Source organism: Ferrovibrio sp., assembly GCF_041906005.1.
Classification (GTDB): domain Bacteria; phylum Pseudomonadota; class Alphaproteobacteria; order Ferrovibrionales; family Ferrovibrionaceae; genus Ferrovibrio.
On sequence record NZ_JAYRJY010000001.1, the window covers coordinates 479,374 to 493,483 of the forward strand.

The following is a 14,110-nucleotide window of genomic DNA, read 5'->3' on the forward strand; positions in this document are numbered from 1 at the left end:
ATCAGCCAGGACCGATGTCAGCCCTTCCCCCCAATCCCCTGCTGCCGATCCCGATTTCCCAATACCGCGAAGGCAATACCGGCATTCCCTATGCCCATAGCTTCGACTCTGGCCTGCCCGGGCCGCATGCGGCGATCACAGCCCTCGTTCACGGCAATGAAGTCTGCGGCGCCCATGCGCTGGACCTGCTGCTGCGCGAGAAATTCCGCCCAGCCCGCGGCAAGCTGACCCTGATCTTCTGCAATGTCGCCGCCTATCTGCGTTTCGATCCGAACGAGCCGACCGCGTCGCGCTTCGTCGACGAGGATATGAACCGCGTCTGGGGCGCCGACGCGCTGGACGGACCTCGCCGTTCGATCGAACTCGACCGCGCCCGCGAAATCGAGCCGCTGATCGGCGAAGTGGATCTGCTGCTCGACCTGCATTCGATGCAGCAGCCCTCGCCGCCGCTGATGCTGTCGGGCCCGCTGGCCAAGGGCCGCCGTTTCGCCGCCGAGATCGGCGTGCCCGACACCGTGGTTGCCGATCAGGGCCACAAGGCCGGCTTGCGCATGCGCGATTACGGCGGCTTTGGCGATCCCGCCAGCGAAAAGAATGCCCTGCTGGTGGAATGCGGCCAGCACTGGCAGCAGGCCAGCCGCGGCGTGGCGATCGAAACCATGCTGCGCTTCCTGCACCAGACCGGCATGGCGGACGCCGCCTATCTGGCCCGTCACGGCATACAGGGTGCGCCGGCACCGCAGCGTTTCGTCGAAGTGACCGATGCGATTACCATCGAGACCGACAATTTCCGTTTCGAGCAAAGTTTCACGGGCCTTGAATCGATCCCCGCGGCCGGCACCGTGATCGCCCATGACGGCAGCAAACCGGTCCGCACGCCTTATGATCACTGCGTACTGATCATGCCGACCAAACGCCTCAAACCCGGCCAGACTGCGGTGCGTCTGGGCCGCTACATCGCGGCGTGAGCGCGGCACGCAGCCTCGCCTCCTACCTGCCGGCGCTGCTGATCGGCGCCGCCGGAGGCGCGGCGTTCCTGTACCTGCGCATGCCGCTGGCCTGGATGCTGGGCAGCATGGTGTTTGTCGGCATTGCCGTGCTGACCGGACTGAACCGCCGCCTGCCGTTGCGTGTGCATCCCTATCTGCGCGCCGCCATGATCGTGGTGATCGGCGTGATGCTGGGCAGCGCCTTCAAGCCGGCCATGATCGAACGCGCGCGCGAATGGCTTGGCCTGGTCGCGCTGATGCTGGTCTATGTGCCGGTGGCCACCACGCTGTGCTACGTGATCTTCCGCCGGTTTGCCGGCCTCGATCCGGTGACCAGCTATTTCTCGGCCACGCCCGGCGGCCTGCAGGAAATGACCCTGGTGGGCGAACATTATGGCGGCGACGGCCGCAGCATCATCCTGACCCATGCGCTGCGCATCTTCCTGGTGGTGATGACCGTGCCGGTCTACTTCCGTTTCATCGAGCGGCTGGACGTGCCGCCGATGGCCCAGGGTGCCCATCTGTGGCAGATGCTGCCGCTGGAAGGGGCGCTGTTGATCGCCTGCGGTGTGGCCGGCTGGTTCCTCGCCAGGCTGCTGCGCATTCCCGCCGCCGTTCTGGTGGGACCGATGCTGGTGTCGGCCATCGTGCATCTGCTCGGCTGGTCCAGCGCATCGCCGCCGCCCGAACTCGTGGCCGCCGCCCAGGTGGTGATGGGGGCGGCGCTCGGCTGCCGTTTTGTCGGCACGCCACTGCGTGAGGTAGGCCGCATCGCCGCCTGGGCCGCCTTCGCCACCTTGGTCATGCTCGCACTGGCGCTGGGCCTTACCGTCGCTTTCGCCGAGCGGGTCGGCATCAACCGCGAGGCGCTGATCCTCGTGCTGTCGCCCGGCGGCATGGCGGAAATGAGCCTGGTGGCGCTGGGGCTGGGCGTCGAAGTGGCCATCGTGTCGTCAATGCATGTCTTCCGCATCGCCGTGGTGGTGATCGCCGCGCCGGCCGTGTTCCGCCTGATAGGGCTGAAACGCGGATCAGACTAAAGCGGCTTCTGCGCCAGGATGAACAGGCGGCGGAAGGGGAACAGCGTGCGGCCGTCGTCTTCCTTCGGATAGGCCGCCGCCACGCGCTGGCGATAGTCGGCCTCGAAGGCGCTGCGCTCGGGTTCCTCCAGCCGGTCGAGGAACTGCTTCAGCCAGGTGCCCTTGGTGTATTCGGCCACCGGGTTGGCGCCCGACAGCACCTGCATGTATTCGGTTTCCCAGATTTCCAGGCTGGCGGTGCGCTCGTGCAGCAGGCGCCAGTAGGATTGCGGCTCGGCGACAGGGCGGCGGCGCAGATGCGGCTCCAGTTTCGGCCGCCATGGCCCCAACTCGATGGCATCGACGATGCACATATGCGAGGGCGCGCCGAAATTGCGCGGCATCTGGATGGCGAGCCAGCCGCCGGGTTTCAGGCAATCCAGCAGGCCGGGGATCAGCGCATCATGATCGGGCAACCAGTGCAGGGCGGCGTTGGAATAGAGCAGGTCAACGGGGGATTCCGGCCGCCAGGTGGCGATGTCGGCCAACACGAATTTCGCGGCGGGATAATCCTGCTGCGCCTTTTCCAGCATGGCAGCCGAGGAGTCGACGCCGGTGAGGGCTGCCTGCGGCCAGCGCTGCTGGATCAGCGGACTCAGATTTCCGGCGCCACAGCCCAGATCGACCACACTGACTGGTGCCACCAGCGGGATGCGCGCCAGCAGGTCGATGGCGGGCCTTAAACGCTCGCCGGCGAATTTCAGGTATTGCGTCGGGTCCCATGTCATGGAAGGAAAGGCTACCGGGAGAAACGAAAACGACAAGGGAAATCCGATGAATTCTTCTCAAGCCGCCTTGGATTACGCGCAACCCCTGCAGCTGGCCGGCATGCGGGTGAAGCCCGAACATATCGATGCCAACGGGCATATGAATGTGGGCTATTACAACGTGATCTTCGACCAGGCGCTGGATGAGTTCTTCAAGCCCTTCGATCTCGACTGGAGCTACGTGCAGCGCACCAACCTCTCCACCTTCGTCCTCGAGACCCATGTCTGCTACCTGCAGGAGGTGGTGGAAGGCGACGAACTGCGCTTCACCTTCCAGCTTCTGGGCCATGACGCCAAGCGCATTCACTATTTCATGGAAATGCACCACGCTTCGAAAGGCTATCTCGCCGCTACCTCGGAACAGGTGCTGGTGCATGTGGACCTGGCCACGCGCCGCTCCTGCCCCTTCCCGCCCGAACACCAGGCCCTGTTCACGCGCATGATGGAGGGGCATGGCCGGCTGCCGAAGCCGGCGCAGGCAGGACGGAGCATCGGGCTGGGGAAGAAAGGGTGACCAGAACCGTCATGCCACGGTTTGACCATGGCATCCACGTGTTGTTTTTAAAAAAGAACTCGTGGATGCTCGGGCCAAGCCCGAGCATGACAAAGATGATGTGGGTTAGAGTTTGATCTCGACTTCCACGAAAGCCATCGGCGCGCTGCCTGCGTTGATCACGTCATGCGCCACGCCCTTGGGCCGCGAATAGCTGCCGCCGGCCTTCATCTCGATGATGCTTTCCTTGCCGTCCCTGTCGATCAGTTTCATCGTCGCGTCGGTCAGGTAGGTCACCGCATAGGGATATTCATGCACATGGAAACCGGTCGATGCACCGGGGGCGAAATCCCAGCGTGTAATGCGCACGCGTTCGTCGTCGGCTTGCTGGGTCGGGACGGCCTGGGGCATGGCATTCTCCTTCAGTCGGCAGGCGGTTTCTTGTGACGCTGCGAATAGGGGGCACGGCGGGGTCTTCCCTGGGCAATCGCCTTCAGCATGCCGCGAAAGGTGTGCACTTCCTGGCTGGCCAGCGGCACGCGCTGCAGCACGCTGCGCAGGTTGCGCAGGATGGTGCCGCGCTTGGCCTCGACATTGTGGAAGAAGCCGGATTCATCCAGTTCACTCGTCAGATGCCCAAACAGGCCCTGCAGTTCCTCCTGGGTGGCGAAGCCGCCACGCACGGTTTCCATGCGGCTGGGCGGCGTGTCGTCATTGGCCGTGAACCATTCGTAACCGAGCAGCAGAACGGCCTGGGCCAGGTTCAGCGAGGAAAAGCCCGGATTGAGCGGCACGGTGATGCCGATATGGGCCAGCGCCACATCCTCATTGTCCAGCCCTGTGCGTTCGCGGCCGAACAGGATGCCGACGCGATGGCCCCCGGCTTCCTCGGCCCGCATGCGGCGGGCGGCCTCGCGCGGCGTGACGACCTCTTTCATCATGTCGCGGTGGCGCGCCGTGGTGGCATAGACGCGATGCAGGTCGGCGACGGCCTCGGCGGTGGATTTGAACACGCTGACCGCATCCAGCACCGGATCCGCCTTGCTGGCCAGCACATAGGCGGCTGGATTGGGCCAGCCGTCGCGCGGATTGACCAGCCGCAGCTCGGTGATGCCGCAATTGAGCATGGCGCGCGCGGCGGCGCCAATATTCTCGCCCAGCTGCGGCTCGACCAGCACGATCACCGGACCACGACGCAACGGCCCCGGTGGCGCATATTTGCCGAGTTTGGGTCGGTTGGTACCGCTCATCGGATTACTTCGAGGGCTGGGCGCCGTCGCGCAGCAGCTTCCACTGGATCGAGTCCATCAGCGCCACGAAGGCGGCATCGATGATGTTGGGCGATACGCCCACGGTGAACCAGCGATTGCCCTGCCCGTCGGCGCTTTCGATCATCACGCGCGTCGTGGCCTCGGTGCCGCCATTGAGGATACGGACCTTGAAATCCACAAGCCGCAGGTCGTCGATATAGGCCTGATATCGGCCGAGATCCTTGCGCAGGGCATGATCGAGCGCATTGACCGGACCGTTGCCTTCGGCCACTGAAAACAGCGTCTCGCCATCCACGTTCAGCTTCACCGTAGCTTCCGAGATCGTGACCAACTCGCCCTTCGCGTTGTAGCGGCGTTCCACCATCACGCGGAAACTGCGGATCTTGAAGAACTCCGGCATCTGGCCCAGGGCGCGGCGGGCCAGCACCTCGAAGCTCGCCTCGGCGCCATCGTAGGAATATCCCTCGGCCTCACGCTGTTTCACGTCGTCCAGCAACAGATTCAGCCGGCTGTCGTTCGGATCGAACGTGATGCCGGCCTCGGTAAGCCGCACCAGCAGGTTGGAGCGGCCCGCCTGGTCCGAGATCAGGATCTTGCGGGTGTTGCCCACGCTTTCCGGCGGCACATGCTCGTAGGTGCGCGGGTCTTTCATCACCGCCGAAACATGCAGCCCGCCCTTATGGGCAAAAGCCGAAGCGCCCACATAGGCGGCATGACGGTTCGGCGCGCGGTTGAGCAGTTCGTCCAGTATGCGCGAGGTGGCGGTCAGGTGCGTGAGATCCTGCTCGCTCATGCCGATATCGACATGGTCGCGGAACCACGGCTTGAGCATCAATGACGGAATCAACGCGATCAGATTGGCATTGCCGCAGCGTTCGCCCAGGCCGTTCAGCGTGCCCTGCACCTGGCGCACGCCGGCCTTCACGGCCATCAGCGAATTGGCGACGGCATTTTCGGTGTCATTATGGGTGTGGATGCCCAGCCGATCGGCCGAGCCAAGCGTGGCAGCCAGTTCGCCGACGATGCGTTCGATCTCGTCGGGCATGGTGCCGCCATTCGTGTCGCACAATACTGCCCAGCGGGCGCCGGCATCCAGCGCCGCCTTCACGCATTTCGTGGCGAAATCCGGATTGGCTTTGTAACCATCGAAGAAATGCTCGGCATCGAACATCGCCTCGCCGAAGCGTTTATGCGCAGCGGCAATGCTGTCGGCAATCAGCTCGATATTCTCGGCCTTGGTGATGCCGAGCGCGACATCAACCTGGAAGTCCCAGCTCTTGCCCACCAGGCAGGCGGCGTCGGCCTTGGCATCCAGAATGGCAGCCAGGCCCGGATCGTTGGCGGCCGAACGGCCCGGCCGTTTGGTCATGCCGAAGGCGACGAACTTGGCGCGCTTCAGCGCCGGTTTGGCCGAGAAAAATTCGCTGTCGGTCGGATTGGCGCCGGGCCAGCCGCCCTCGATATAGGCCACGCCAAGCTTGTCGAGTGCACGCGCGATCAGGCGCTTGTCCTCGACGGAGAAATCGACGCCCTGGGTCTGCGCCCCGTCCCGCAGGGTGGTATCGAACAGATATACGCGGTCCTTCGCCATGATGCTCACGCCTAACGCCTAAATACCCTGCAGGCGCGCCAGCACCCGCTCCCGCCCGATCAGGGGCAGCAGGGGCGCCATTTCGGGCCCCTTGTCGCGTCCGGTCAAGGCCAAACGCAGGGGATGGAACAACACCTTTCCCTTTGCCCCTGTCTTGGCGGAAATTGCCTGGCTCCAGGCCTTCCAGGTCATGCTGTCCCAGGGTTCGGGCGGCAGGGTCTCGATGGCGGCCTGCACCAGCAGGGCGTCCTCGATCACGGGGCTGATGCTGCCCGCCACCACCGGCCACCACTCGGCGGCTTCAGCCAGCTTGCCGATATTGCCGCGGATGGCGAGCCAGAAAGCCTCGGTCGCACCGGTGGGCAGGCGGTCGCGCACGGCCGCGAACGGCGTGACATGCAGGATGCGCGCATTGAGCAGGTCAAGCTCGTGCGGATCGAGCCGGGCGGGTGCGCGGCTGAACCGGCCAAGGTCGAAGCCGGCCACCAGTTCGGCGGGGGTGAAATGCGGCTCCACCGGATCGGCGGAGCCCAGCCGCGCCAGCAGCGAGTTCAGCGCCATCGGCTCATAACCCTGCTCGCGCAGATCGGCCAGCGAAAGCGAACCGATGCGCTTCGACAGGCCGGCGCCTTCGGCATCCAGCAGCCAAGAGAAATGCCCGAAGGTCGGCGCGGCATAGCCCAGCGCCTGGAACAACTGAATCTGCGCCGCCGTGTTGGTGACATGGTCTTCGCCACGGATCACGTGGCTGATGGCAAATTCCCCGTCATCGACCACGGACGACAATGTGTAGAGCGGGTAGCCATCGGAACGCACCAGCACGGGGTCGCTCAAGCTCGCCATGTCGATCTCGGTATGGCCGTGGATCAGGTCGTCCCAGGCGACGATGCCGGGCTGCAGCCTGAAGCGCCAATGCGGCTTGCGGCCTTCGGCCTCCAGCTTCGCCCGATCGGAATCGGTCAGTTTCAGCGCCGCGCGGTCATAGACCGGTGGCTTTTTCTGGCTGAGCTGGATCTTGCGGCGCAACTCCAGTTCTTCCGCCGTTTCATAGCAGGGATAGAGCCGGCCGGCGGCTTTGAGCTTTTCGGTCGCCGCACGGTAGAGGTCGAAACGGTCGGACTGTTTGGCGAAGCGATCCCAGTCCAGGCCAAGCCAGCGCAGGTCAGCCTCGATGCCGGCCGCGAATTCCGCCGTGGAACGGCCGGTATCAGTATCATCCAGCCGCAGCAGGAATGTGCCGCCATGCTTGCGGGCATAAAGCCAGTTCAGCAAGGCGGCGCGCGCATTGCCGACATGCAGCCGGCCGGTGGGGCTCGGCGCGAAACGAACGGCAACTGCACTCATTTGGACAGATCCCGGAAGGCGTTGGTAATCGGATAGCGACGGTCGCGGCCAAAATTGCGCGCCGTGATCTTCACACCCGGCGGCGCCTGGCGGCGCTTGTATTCCGCCACATAGAGCATGTGCTGGATGCGGCGCACCACATCCTCGGGCTGGCCGGTCGCCACGATGTCGCGCACCGGCATCTCCTTTTCGATCAGCATTTCCAGGATGGCATCGAGCTGCTCGTAAGGCGGCAGGCTGTCCTGATCCAGCTGGTTCTCGCGCAATTCGGCCGTGGGCGGACGCACGATGATGCTTTCCGGGATCACCTCGCCGGCAGGCCCGAGGCCACCGGCCGGAACATGGGCATTGCGCCAGCGCGACAGCGCGAAGACCGTCATCTTGTAGACGTCCTTCAACACGGAATAGCCGCCGCACATGTCGCCATAGAGGGTGGCATAGCCGACCGACATTTCCGACTTGTTGCCGGTGGTGAGCACCATATGGCCGAACTTGTTGCTGATCGCCATCACGGTGACGCCGCGCACGCGGGCCTGTATATTCTCTTCCGTCGCATCGGCGGCGCGATCAGCAAAGGCTGGCGCCAGCATGCCGGCAAAAGCCTGCACGGCGGGCTCGATCGGAATTGTCTCGTAACTCACGCCCAGCGCGTTGGCGCAGGCTTTGGCGTCGTCGAGGCTCTGCTGCGAAGTATAGCGCGACGGCATCATCACGCACCGCACCTTGTCGGCGCCCAGCGCATCCACCGCCACGGCCGCCGACAGCGCGGAGTCGATGCCACCCGAAAGCCCCAGCACCACGCCGGGGAAACGGTTGCGCGTCACGTAATCGCGCAGGCCCACCACCATGGCCTGATAGATCGCGCTGAGGCGATCCAGCGGTTCGGCCACCGCGCCGGCTTCGCAATGCCAGCCATCATTGCCGCGGCGCCATTCGGTGATCTGCAGATGCTCGACGAAATCGGGCTGACGCACCACCATGCGGCGATCGGCATTCAGCACGAAGCCGCCGCCATCGAACACCAGCTCGTCCTGCCCGCCGATATAGTTCACATACAGCAGCGGCAGTCCGGTCTCGACCACGCGGGCAACGCCGAGATTTAGGCGCATGTCCCACTTGCCGGCCTCAAACGGCGAGCCGTTCGGCACGACCAGCATCTCGGCGCCGGTCTCGGCCAGGCATTCGGCCACGTCTGGCAGCCACATATCCTCGCAGACCATCACGCCCAGCCGTACACCGCGGAATGGTACCGGCCCGGGCAGCGGCCCCGCGCTGAACACGCGCTTCTCGTCGAACACGCCGTAATTGGGCAGTTCATGCTTGAAGCGGATCGCGACGATGGCCCCGCCATCCAATAACAGCGCGGCGTTGTAGAGTTTGCCGCCATCGCGCCAGGGCGAACCGACCAGCAGCGCAGGGCCACCATCGGCGGTGAGCGCGGCAAGCCCATGCACGGCGGCTTCGCAGGCTTCCTGCACCGAGGGACGCAGCACCAGGTCCTCCGGCGGATAGCCCACCACGCAGAGTTCGGGGAACACGACCAGATCCGCGCCGGCCGTCGCCGCGCGGACGCGGGCAGCCTCGATCAGTCGGCGGTTGCCAGCGATATCGCCCATCACGGGGCTGATCTGGGCCATGGCGATCTTGAGGCGGTCGGGGGCGGCGGACATCTTTGGACGGGTCTGGTATGGGTTCGGGAGGCAAGAGTTAACCCTACGGCAGGTTTCTCTCAACGCCTTCCACAGTTTACATTGCCGGACGGCACGTTAGATAGCCCCGCAGCGGGCAAAGGGAGGGCCAAATGGCCGGGAAAAATACTCAAGTCCTGATGAAACAGCACCCCAAGGGCTGGGTGACCGAGGAAGATTTCGAGATCGTCGAGCGCGACATCCCGAAACCCGGCCCGGACCAGGTGCTGGTGCGCAACATCTACCTCTCGCTCGATCCCTACATGCGCGGCCGCATGGACCCCGTGCGCTCCTACGCCGCCCACCTCAAGCCCGGCGACATGATGGGCGGCGGCACGGTGGGCCAGGTGATCGAAAGCAACGTCGCGAGCCTGCCGGTCGGCGCCTATGTGAATGGCATGCTGGGCTGGCAGGGCTATGCCGTGGCCAAAGCCAACGAACTGCGCGTGCTCGATCCCAAGGTGGCGCCGATCTCAACGTCCCTGGGCGTGCTGGGCATGCCCGGCGTCACCGGCCATTACGGCCTGATGGAAATCGGCCAGCCCAAGGCCGGCGAGACCGTGGTTGTCTCGGCCGCCTCGGGCGCGGTGGGCTCGGTGGTGGGCCAGATCGCCAAGATCAAGGGCTGTCGTGTGGTGGGCATCGCCGGCGGCCAGGAAAAATGCGACTACGTCGTGAAGGAACTGGGCTTCGATGCCTGCATCGATTACAAGGCGCCCGACATGCAGGCCGCCTTCAAGGCCGCTACGCCCGACCGCGTCGACGTCTATTTCGAGAATGTTGGCGGCGAGATCATGGAGATGGTGTTCGGCCGGCTGAACAGCTTCGCCCGCGTGCCGCTCTGCGGCATCATCAGCCAGTATAACGGCCAGCCCTATCCCTTCACCGGCATGCGCCACATCCTGGTCAATCGCGCCAAGGTGCAGGGCTTCATCATCTCCGAGCATATGGGCTACTGGCCCGGCGCCATCATGGAGATGGCCGGATGGATCAAGACCGGCAAGCTGAAATACCGCGAGGACGTTGCCGAGGGCCTGCGCAGCGCGCCGGCCGCGTTCATCGGCCTGCTGAAAGGCAAGAATTTCGGCAAGCAGCTGGTGCGGATCGCCCCCGAGACGCTGTAAGCTTTTCGCTTAAGCGTTCAACCAGAAACCGTCTCGCGGGAGAAAAAAGCATGCTCCATCGTCGTCATTTCCTTGGCCTGGCCGGCACCACGGCCATGGCTGGCCTGCTGCCCGGTCTGTCCTTCGCCCAAGCCTGGAACCCGGGCAAGCCGGTCACGGTCGTTGTGCCCTACCCGGCCGGCGGCCCAACCGACAGCCTGGCTCGCCTGGTGGCACAGGAGATCGCCGGCCCGCTGGGCCAGGCCGTGGTCGTCGAGAATGTGCCCGGCGGTGCCGGTGCCATCGGCTCGCGCCGCGTGGCCCAAGGCCCGGCGGACGGCAGCGTGCTGATCGCCACCACCAACCAGACCCACGCCACCAACATCTCGCTGCTACCCGATGGCGGCGGCTATCACCCGGTGAAGGATTTCGCCCCCATCGCGCTGCTGGCCGACCTGCAGCACATCCTGGTGGTAAAGAACGACCTGCCGGTGCAGTCGATGGCCGATCTGCTGGCGCTGGCGAAGAAGCAGCCGGGCAGGATCAACTGCGGTTCGACCGGTCAGGGTTCGGCCTCGCATCTGACGCTGGAACTGTTCAAGGCCAAGGCTGGCGTGGACCTCACCCATGTCCCCTACAAGGGTTCGGCGCCACTGCTGAACGACCTGCTGGGCGGCCATGTGGATTGCAGTTTCGCCACCACGCCCACCGTGCTGGCGCAGGTGCAGGCCGGCAAGCTCCGCGCCATCGCGGTGGCCTCGCCGAACCGCTCGCCGCACCTGCCCAATCTGCCCACGGTGGCCGAGGCCGGCGTCAAGGGCGTGGAGGCCGATGCCTGGCTGGGCATGTTTGCGCCCGCCGCCGTGCCGGAAGCCGCGCTGGCGCGTTACCGCCAGCTTGTGCTGGATGTGATGAAGAAGGATGCCGTGCGCGAAACCTTCCTCAAGCAGGGCATGGTAGTGAACGTGCGCGACGCCAAGGCATTTGCCGCCTTCCTGCAGGACGACATCAAGCGCTGGGCCGAGGTGATCAAGACCGCCAACGTGAAGGCGGAATAAGCGCCGCATTCCTGAAATGAAAAGGCCGGGCAATGCCCGGCCTTTTTTATGGCTTTCCCGTCGAGCCTATTTGCGCAGCAGGAATTCGCGGCCGACCTTCACGCTCGGCACGCCATCATAGGCGACGATATCGGCGGTGGCATAGGTTTCCGTCCAGCTATCCGGCAGATACGAACCGGTGCCAACGATATCGATCGGCGCCGAGACGCTGGCCATCACCTTGCACTTGGCCGCGTTGAAGCCCGAGGATGCTACGATCTTCACGTTGATGAAGCCGGCGCGGTCGAGACTGGCGCGCATGTGATAAATGGCGGCGGCCGATACGCCCGTACCGACCAGCCAGCGTAGCTCCTGTTCGGTGCGGTACTGTCGGATGGCGTTGGGCACGTGGCGTTCCAGCACGGCGTAGGATGCCTGCGGGTCCAGTCCCTCGATATAGCGGCCACCATGGGTATCCAGTCGCACCGCCAGCCGGCCCTCATTGGCGGCATCGGGGAAGCGGTTGCAGACCGCCAGCGCGTCGGTCACTTCCTGGCCGTAATAATCGACCAGCACGGTAAGCTGTTCGCCGGTGAAGGTCTCGGCATACAGCTCGGCGGCGCGCAAGGTCGAGCCGGCATAACCGATCAAGGCGTGCGGCATGGTGCCGAACCCCTTGTCGTTACCGAAATAATGCGCGGTGGCATCGGTTGCATTGCCGATGAAGCCGGCCGCGCCGACATCGCGTCGCGCCGCCTTGCCGCCCACGCTGGCCGCATAAGCCATCATCTCGGCCATTTCCGGGCCGGCGCAATGGCGTGCGTCCATCGCCAGGAAACGCGCATTCGGCATGTCGCAGCACATGGAATACGCGTTGTAAGCGGCGACACAGGCTGGCCCGAGCTTTTGCAGATAAATCGTCTCGAGATCGACCAGCTGCGACATCGGGCCGGTGATATAGAGCAGCGGCTCGCCGGCACCGACCCAGGTGCCCTCTTCGTGCAGCAGATCGATCCGGATGCTGACGCCGCGAGCGGCGGCCACCTTCTCGATCCATTCCACCATCAGGCGCGGGCAGAAGATCACCGGGCGACGCATGAAGACGGCATAGGTGACCGTCTTGTCGCCGTAATGCTGGACGATCTCCTTGGTCTTCTTGAAATACGCGTCGGTATGCGCCGATATCTGGCGTTCCAGCTCGGCCGCCTGGGCAGGCGGCACGAGTGGGGTCACGGACTTGCTATCAGGCTTGGGCTGCATGGCGCTGGCTACCGCGGTTCATGCGCTCGAGCTTGAGCATCTCGGCGATCAGGAAAGCCAGCTCCAGCGACTGCGAGGCATTCAGCCGCGGATCGCAATGGGTGTGGTAACGACTGGACAGGTCGTCGTCGCCGATGGCCTGGGCACCACCCATGCATTCGGTGACGTCCTGGCCGGTCAGTTCCAGATGGATGCCGCCGGCATGGGTGCCCTCGGCCAGATGCACCTCGAAGAACTGCCGCACCTCCGACAGGATGCGGTCGAACGGCCGGGTCTTGTAGCCCGAGGCCGAGGTGAGCGTGTTGCCATGCATGGGGTCGCAGGACCACACCACGCTGCGGCCTTCCTGCGCCACCTTGCGCACCAGCGCCGGCAGGTGTTTCTGCACCTTGTCGTGACCCATGCGCGCGATCAGCGTCAGGCGGCCGGGCTTGTTCTGCGGATTCAGCAGATCGATCAGACGGATCAACTCGTCCGGATCGGTGGTCGGGCCGCATTTCAGGCCCAACGGGTTCAGCACGCCGCGCAGGAACTCGACATGAGCGCCGTCGGGCTGGCGCGTGCGGTCGCCGATCCACAGCATATGTGCCGAGGTATCGACCCACTCGCCCGAGGTGGAGTCCACGCGGGTCATCGCCTGCTCGTAGCCGAGCAGCAGGGCTTCGTGGCTGGTGTAGAAATCCACCGTGCGCATTTCCGGCGTACGCTCCGGGCTGATGCCGCAGGCTTCCATGAAATCCAGCGCCTCGGTGATGCGGGCCGCCACATCCTGCCAGCGCTCGGCTTCCGGGCTTTTCGCCACGAAGCCGAGATTCCAGCCGTGCACGCGATGCAGGTCGGCATAACCGCCCGAGGCGAAGGCGCGCAGCAGGTTGAGCGTCGCCGCCGCCTGGCTGTAGGCCTGCAGCAGGCGGCCCGGATCGGGCTGACGCCCGGCGGCATCGAAATCCATGCCGTTGATGATGTCGCCGCGATAGCTGGGCAACTCCACGTCGCCGCGCTTCTCGGTCGGCGCCGAACGCGGTTTGGCGAACTGGCCGGCGAGACGCCCGACCTTCACCACCGGCAAGGCGGCACCGAAGGTGAGCACCACGGCCATCTGCAGCAGCACGCGGAAAGTGTCGCGGATGTTGTTGGCGCTGAATTCGGCGAAGCTCTCGGCGCAGTCACCGCCCTGCAGCAGGAAAGCCCGGCCCTCCGCCACCTTACCCAGGGCGGTGGTCAGGTTGCGCGCCTCGCCGGCAAAGACCAGCGGCGGGTATTTCGACAGCTTCTCCTCGGCAGCAGCCAGGGCCGCCGCATCGGGGTAATCCGGCACCTGCTTGATCGGTTTGCTGCGCCAGCTATCGGGAGACCATTTCCGCGCACTCATCTCAAACCTCTGATCGTAACCACTTCGTATGCCTACAAGTTTTTGGAAAGACTAGAATAGAGCCCGCGGTTGCGTATTTCCAGCGATAGCCGAGCCGGAGCCCAATCGGGCGGCCA

General features: G+C 64.7%; 13 protein-coding genes. 5 read left to right on the plus strand and 8 right to left on the minus strand.

From position 1 onward, the window contains the following. The first annotated feature begins 14 nt into the window (after window positions 1-14). Window positions 15-968 carry a M14 family metallopeptidase gene (locus ACE3OO_RS02355; protein ID WP_374299330.1) on the plus strand — a complete coding sequence of 318 codons (954 nt, stop codon included), beginning with the start codon at window positions 15-17 and terminating at the stop codon, window positions 966-968. After that, window positions 965-2,029, plus strand: coding sequence for an AbrB family transcriptional regulator (locus ACE3OO_RS02360; protein WP_374299332.1), 1,065 nt, complete (start codon window positions 965-967; stop codon window positions 2,027-2,029). The genes ACE3OO_RS02355 and ACE3OO_RS02360 overlap by 4 nt, the downstream gene beginning before the upstream one ends. Here ACE3OO_RS02360 and ACE3OO_RS02365 read toward each other — a convergent pair. Continuing rightward, window positions 2,026-2,796: a methyltransferase domain-containing protein gene (locus ACE3OO_RS02365; RefSeq protein ID WP_374299334.1), complete on the minus strand. Its 771-nt coding sequence runs from the start codon at window positions 2,794-2,796 to the stop codon at window positions 2,026-2,028. The genes ACE3OO_RS02360 and ACE3OO_RS02365 overlap by 4 nt on opposite strands. 46 nt (window positions 2,797-2,842) lie before the next feature. Between ACE3OO_RS02365 and ACE3OO_RS02370 the strand changes: the two genes are divergently transcribed. After that, window positions 2,843-3,349 (plus strand): thioesterase family protein, encoded by a 507-nt coding sequence (locus ACE3OO_RS02370; RefSeq protein ID WP_374299336.1) that lies wholly within the window; start codon window positions 2,843-2,845, stop codon window positions 3,347-3,349. A gap of 105 nt (window positions 3,350-3,454) precedes the next feature. Here the strand turns inward: ACE3OO_RS02370 and ACE3OO_RS02375 are convergent, their stop codons facing one another. Genes ACE3OO_RS02375 through ACE3OO_RS02395 form a run of 5 tightly spaced genes read right to left on the minus strand, consistent with a single transcriptional unit; the run spans window position 3,455 to window position 9,204 of the window. After that, window positions 3,455-3,739 (minus strand): cupin domain-containing protein, encoded by a 285-nt coding sequence (locus tag ACE3OO_RS02375; protein WP_374299338.1) that lies wholly within the window; start codon window positions 3,737-3,739, stop codon window positions 3,455-3,457. An 11-nt stretch (window positions 3,740-3,750) separates the two neighbouring features. Beyond that, window positions 3,751-4,578: an RNA methyltransferase gene (locus ACE3OO_RS02380; RefSeq protein WP_374299340.1), complete on the minus strand. Its 828-nt coding sequence runs from the start codon at window positions 4,576-4,578 to the stop codon at window positions 3,751-3,753. 4 nt (window positions 4,579-4,582) lie between these two features. Continuing rightward, entirely contained in the window at window positions 4,583-6,190 is a 1,608-nt protein-coding gene (gene cimA, locus ACE3OO_RS02385; protein WP_374299342.1) for a citramalate synthase, read from the minus strand. Window positions 6,191-6,208: 18 nt separating this feature from the next. Next, on the minus strand, window positions 6,209-7,534 hold the full coding sequence (gene gltX / locus ACE3OO_RS02390) for a glutamate--tRNA ligase (protein WP_374299344.1): 1,326 nt from the start codon (window positions 7,532-7,534) through the stop codon (window positions 6,209-6,211). After that, window positions 7,531-9,204 carry an NAD+ synthase gene (locus ACE3OO_RS02395; protein ID WP_374299346.1) on the minus strand — a complete coding sequence of 558 codons (1,674 nt, stop codon included), beginning with the start codon at window positions 9,202-9,204 and terminating at the stop codon, window positions 7,531-7,533. The genes gltX and ACE3OO_RS02395 overlap by 4 nt, the downstream gene beginning before the upstream one ends. A 131-nt stretch (window positions 9,205-9,335) precedes the next feature. Between ACE3OO_RS02395 and ACE3OO_RS02400 the strand changes: the two genes are divergently transcribed. Then, the gene (locus ACE3OO_RS02400; protein WP_374299348.1) at window positions 9,336-10,346 is read left to right on the plus strand and encodes an NADP-dependent oxidoreductase; all 1,011 of its coding nucleotides are present in this window, start codon (window positions 9,336-9,338) and stop codon (window positions 10,344-10,346) included. Window positions 10,347-10,396: 50 nt separating this feature from the next. Continuing rightward, window positions 10,397-11,383 (plus strand): Bug family tripartite tricarboxylate transporter substrate binding protein, encoded by a 987-nt coding sequence (locus ACE3OO_RS02405; RefSeq protein ID WP_374299351.1) that lies wholly within the window; start codon window positions 10,397-10,399, stop codon window positions 11,381-11,383. A 66-nt stretch (window positions 11,384-11,449) separates the two neighbouring features. Here ACE3OO_RS02405 and ACE3OO_RS02410 read toward each other — a convergent pair whose 3' ends face one another. Together ACE3OO_RS02410 and ACE3OO_RS02415 are read right to left on the minus strand one after the other, a co-directional pair. Next, window positions 11,450-12,622, minus strand: a complete 1,173-nt coding sequence (locus ACE3OO_RS02410; RefSeq protein ID WP_374299353.1) for a nicotinate phosphoribosyltransferase — start codon at window positions 12,620-12,622, stop codon at window positions 11,450-11,452. Next, window positions 12,606-13,994, minus strand: coding sequence for a class II 3-deoxy-7-phosphoheptulonate synthase (locus ACE3OO_RS02415; RefSeq protein WP_374299355.1), 1,389 nt, complete (start codon window positions 13,992-13,994; stop codon window positions 12,606-12,608). Before ACE3OO_RS02415 ends, ACE3OO_RS02410 begins: the two co-directional genes overlap by 17 nt. Between the last annotated feature and the right edge of the window lie 116 nt (window positions 13,995-14,110).

Coding starts and splice junctions, on each gene's coding strand:
- ACE3OO_RS02355 (WP_374299330.1), top strand. CDS start 15: ATGTCAGCCCTTCCCCCCAATCCCCTGCTGCCGATCCCGATTTCCCAA.
- ACE3OO_RS02365 (WP_374299334.1), bottom strand. CDS start 2,796: ATGACATGGGACCCGACGCAATACCTGAAATTCGCCGGCGAGCGTTTA.
- ACE3OO_RS02370 (WP_374299336.1), top strand. CDS start 2,843: ATGAATTCTTCTCAAGCCGCCTTGGATTACGCGCAACCCCTGCAGCTG.
- ACE3OO_RS02375 (WP_374299338.1), bottom strand. CDS start 3,739: ATGCCCCAGGCCGTCCCGACCCAGCAAGCCGACGACGAACGCGTGCGC.
- ACE3OO_RS02380 (WP_374299340.1), bottom strand. CDS start 4,578: ATGAGCGGTACCAACCGACCCAAACTCGGCAAATATGCGCCACCGGGG.
- cimA (WP_374299342.1), bottom strand. CDS start 6,190: ATGGCGAAGGACCGCGTATATCTGTTCGATACCACCCTGCGGGACGGG.
- gltX (WP_374299344.1), bottom strand. CDS start 7,534: ATGAGTGCAGTTGCCGTTCGTTTCGCGCCGAGCCCCACCGGCCGGCTG.
- ACE3OO_RS02395 (WP_374299346.1), bottom strand. CDS start 9,204: ATGTCCGCCGCCCCCGACCGCCTCAAGATCGCCATGGCCCAGATCAGC.
- ACE3OO_RS02400 (WP_374299348.1), top strand. CDS start 9,336: ATGGCCGGGAAAAATACTCAAGTCCTGATGAAACAGCACCCCAAGGGC.
- ACE3OO_RS02405 (WP_374299351.1), top strand. CDS start 10,397: ATGCTCCATCGTCGTCATTTCCTTGGCCTGGCCGGCACCACGGCCATG.
- ACE3OO_RS02410 (WP_374299353.1), bottom strand. CDS start 12,622: ATGCAGCCCAAGCCTGATAGCAAGTCCGTGACCCCACTCGTGCCGCCT.
- ACE3OO_RS02415 (WP_374299355.1), bottom strand. CDS start 13,994: ATGAGTGCGCGGAAATGGTCTCCCGATAGCTGGCGCAGCAAACCGATC.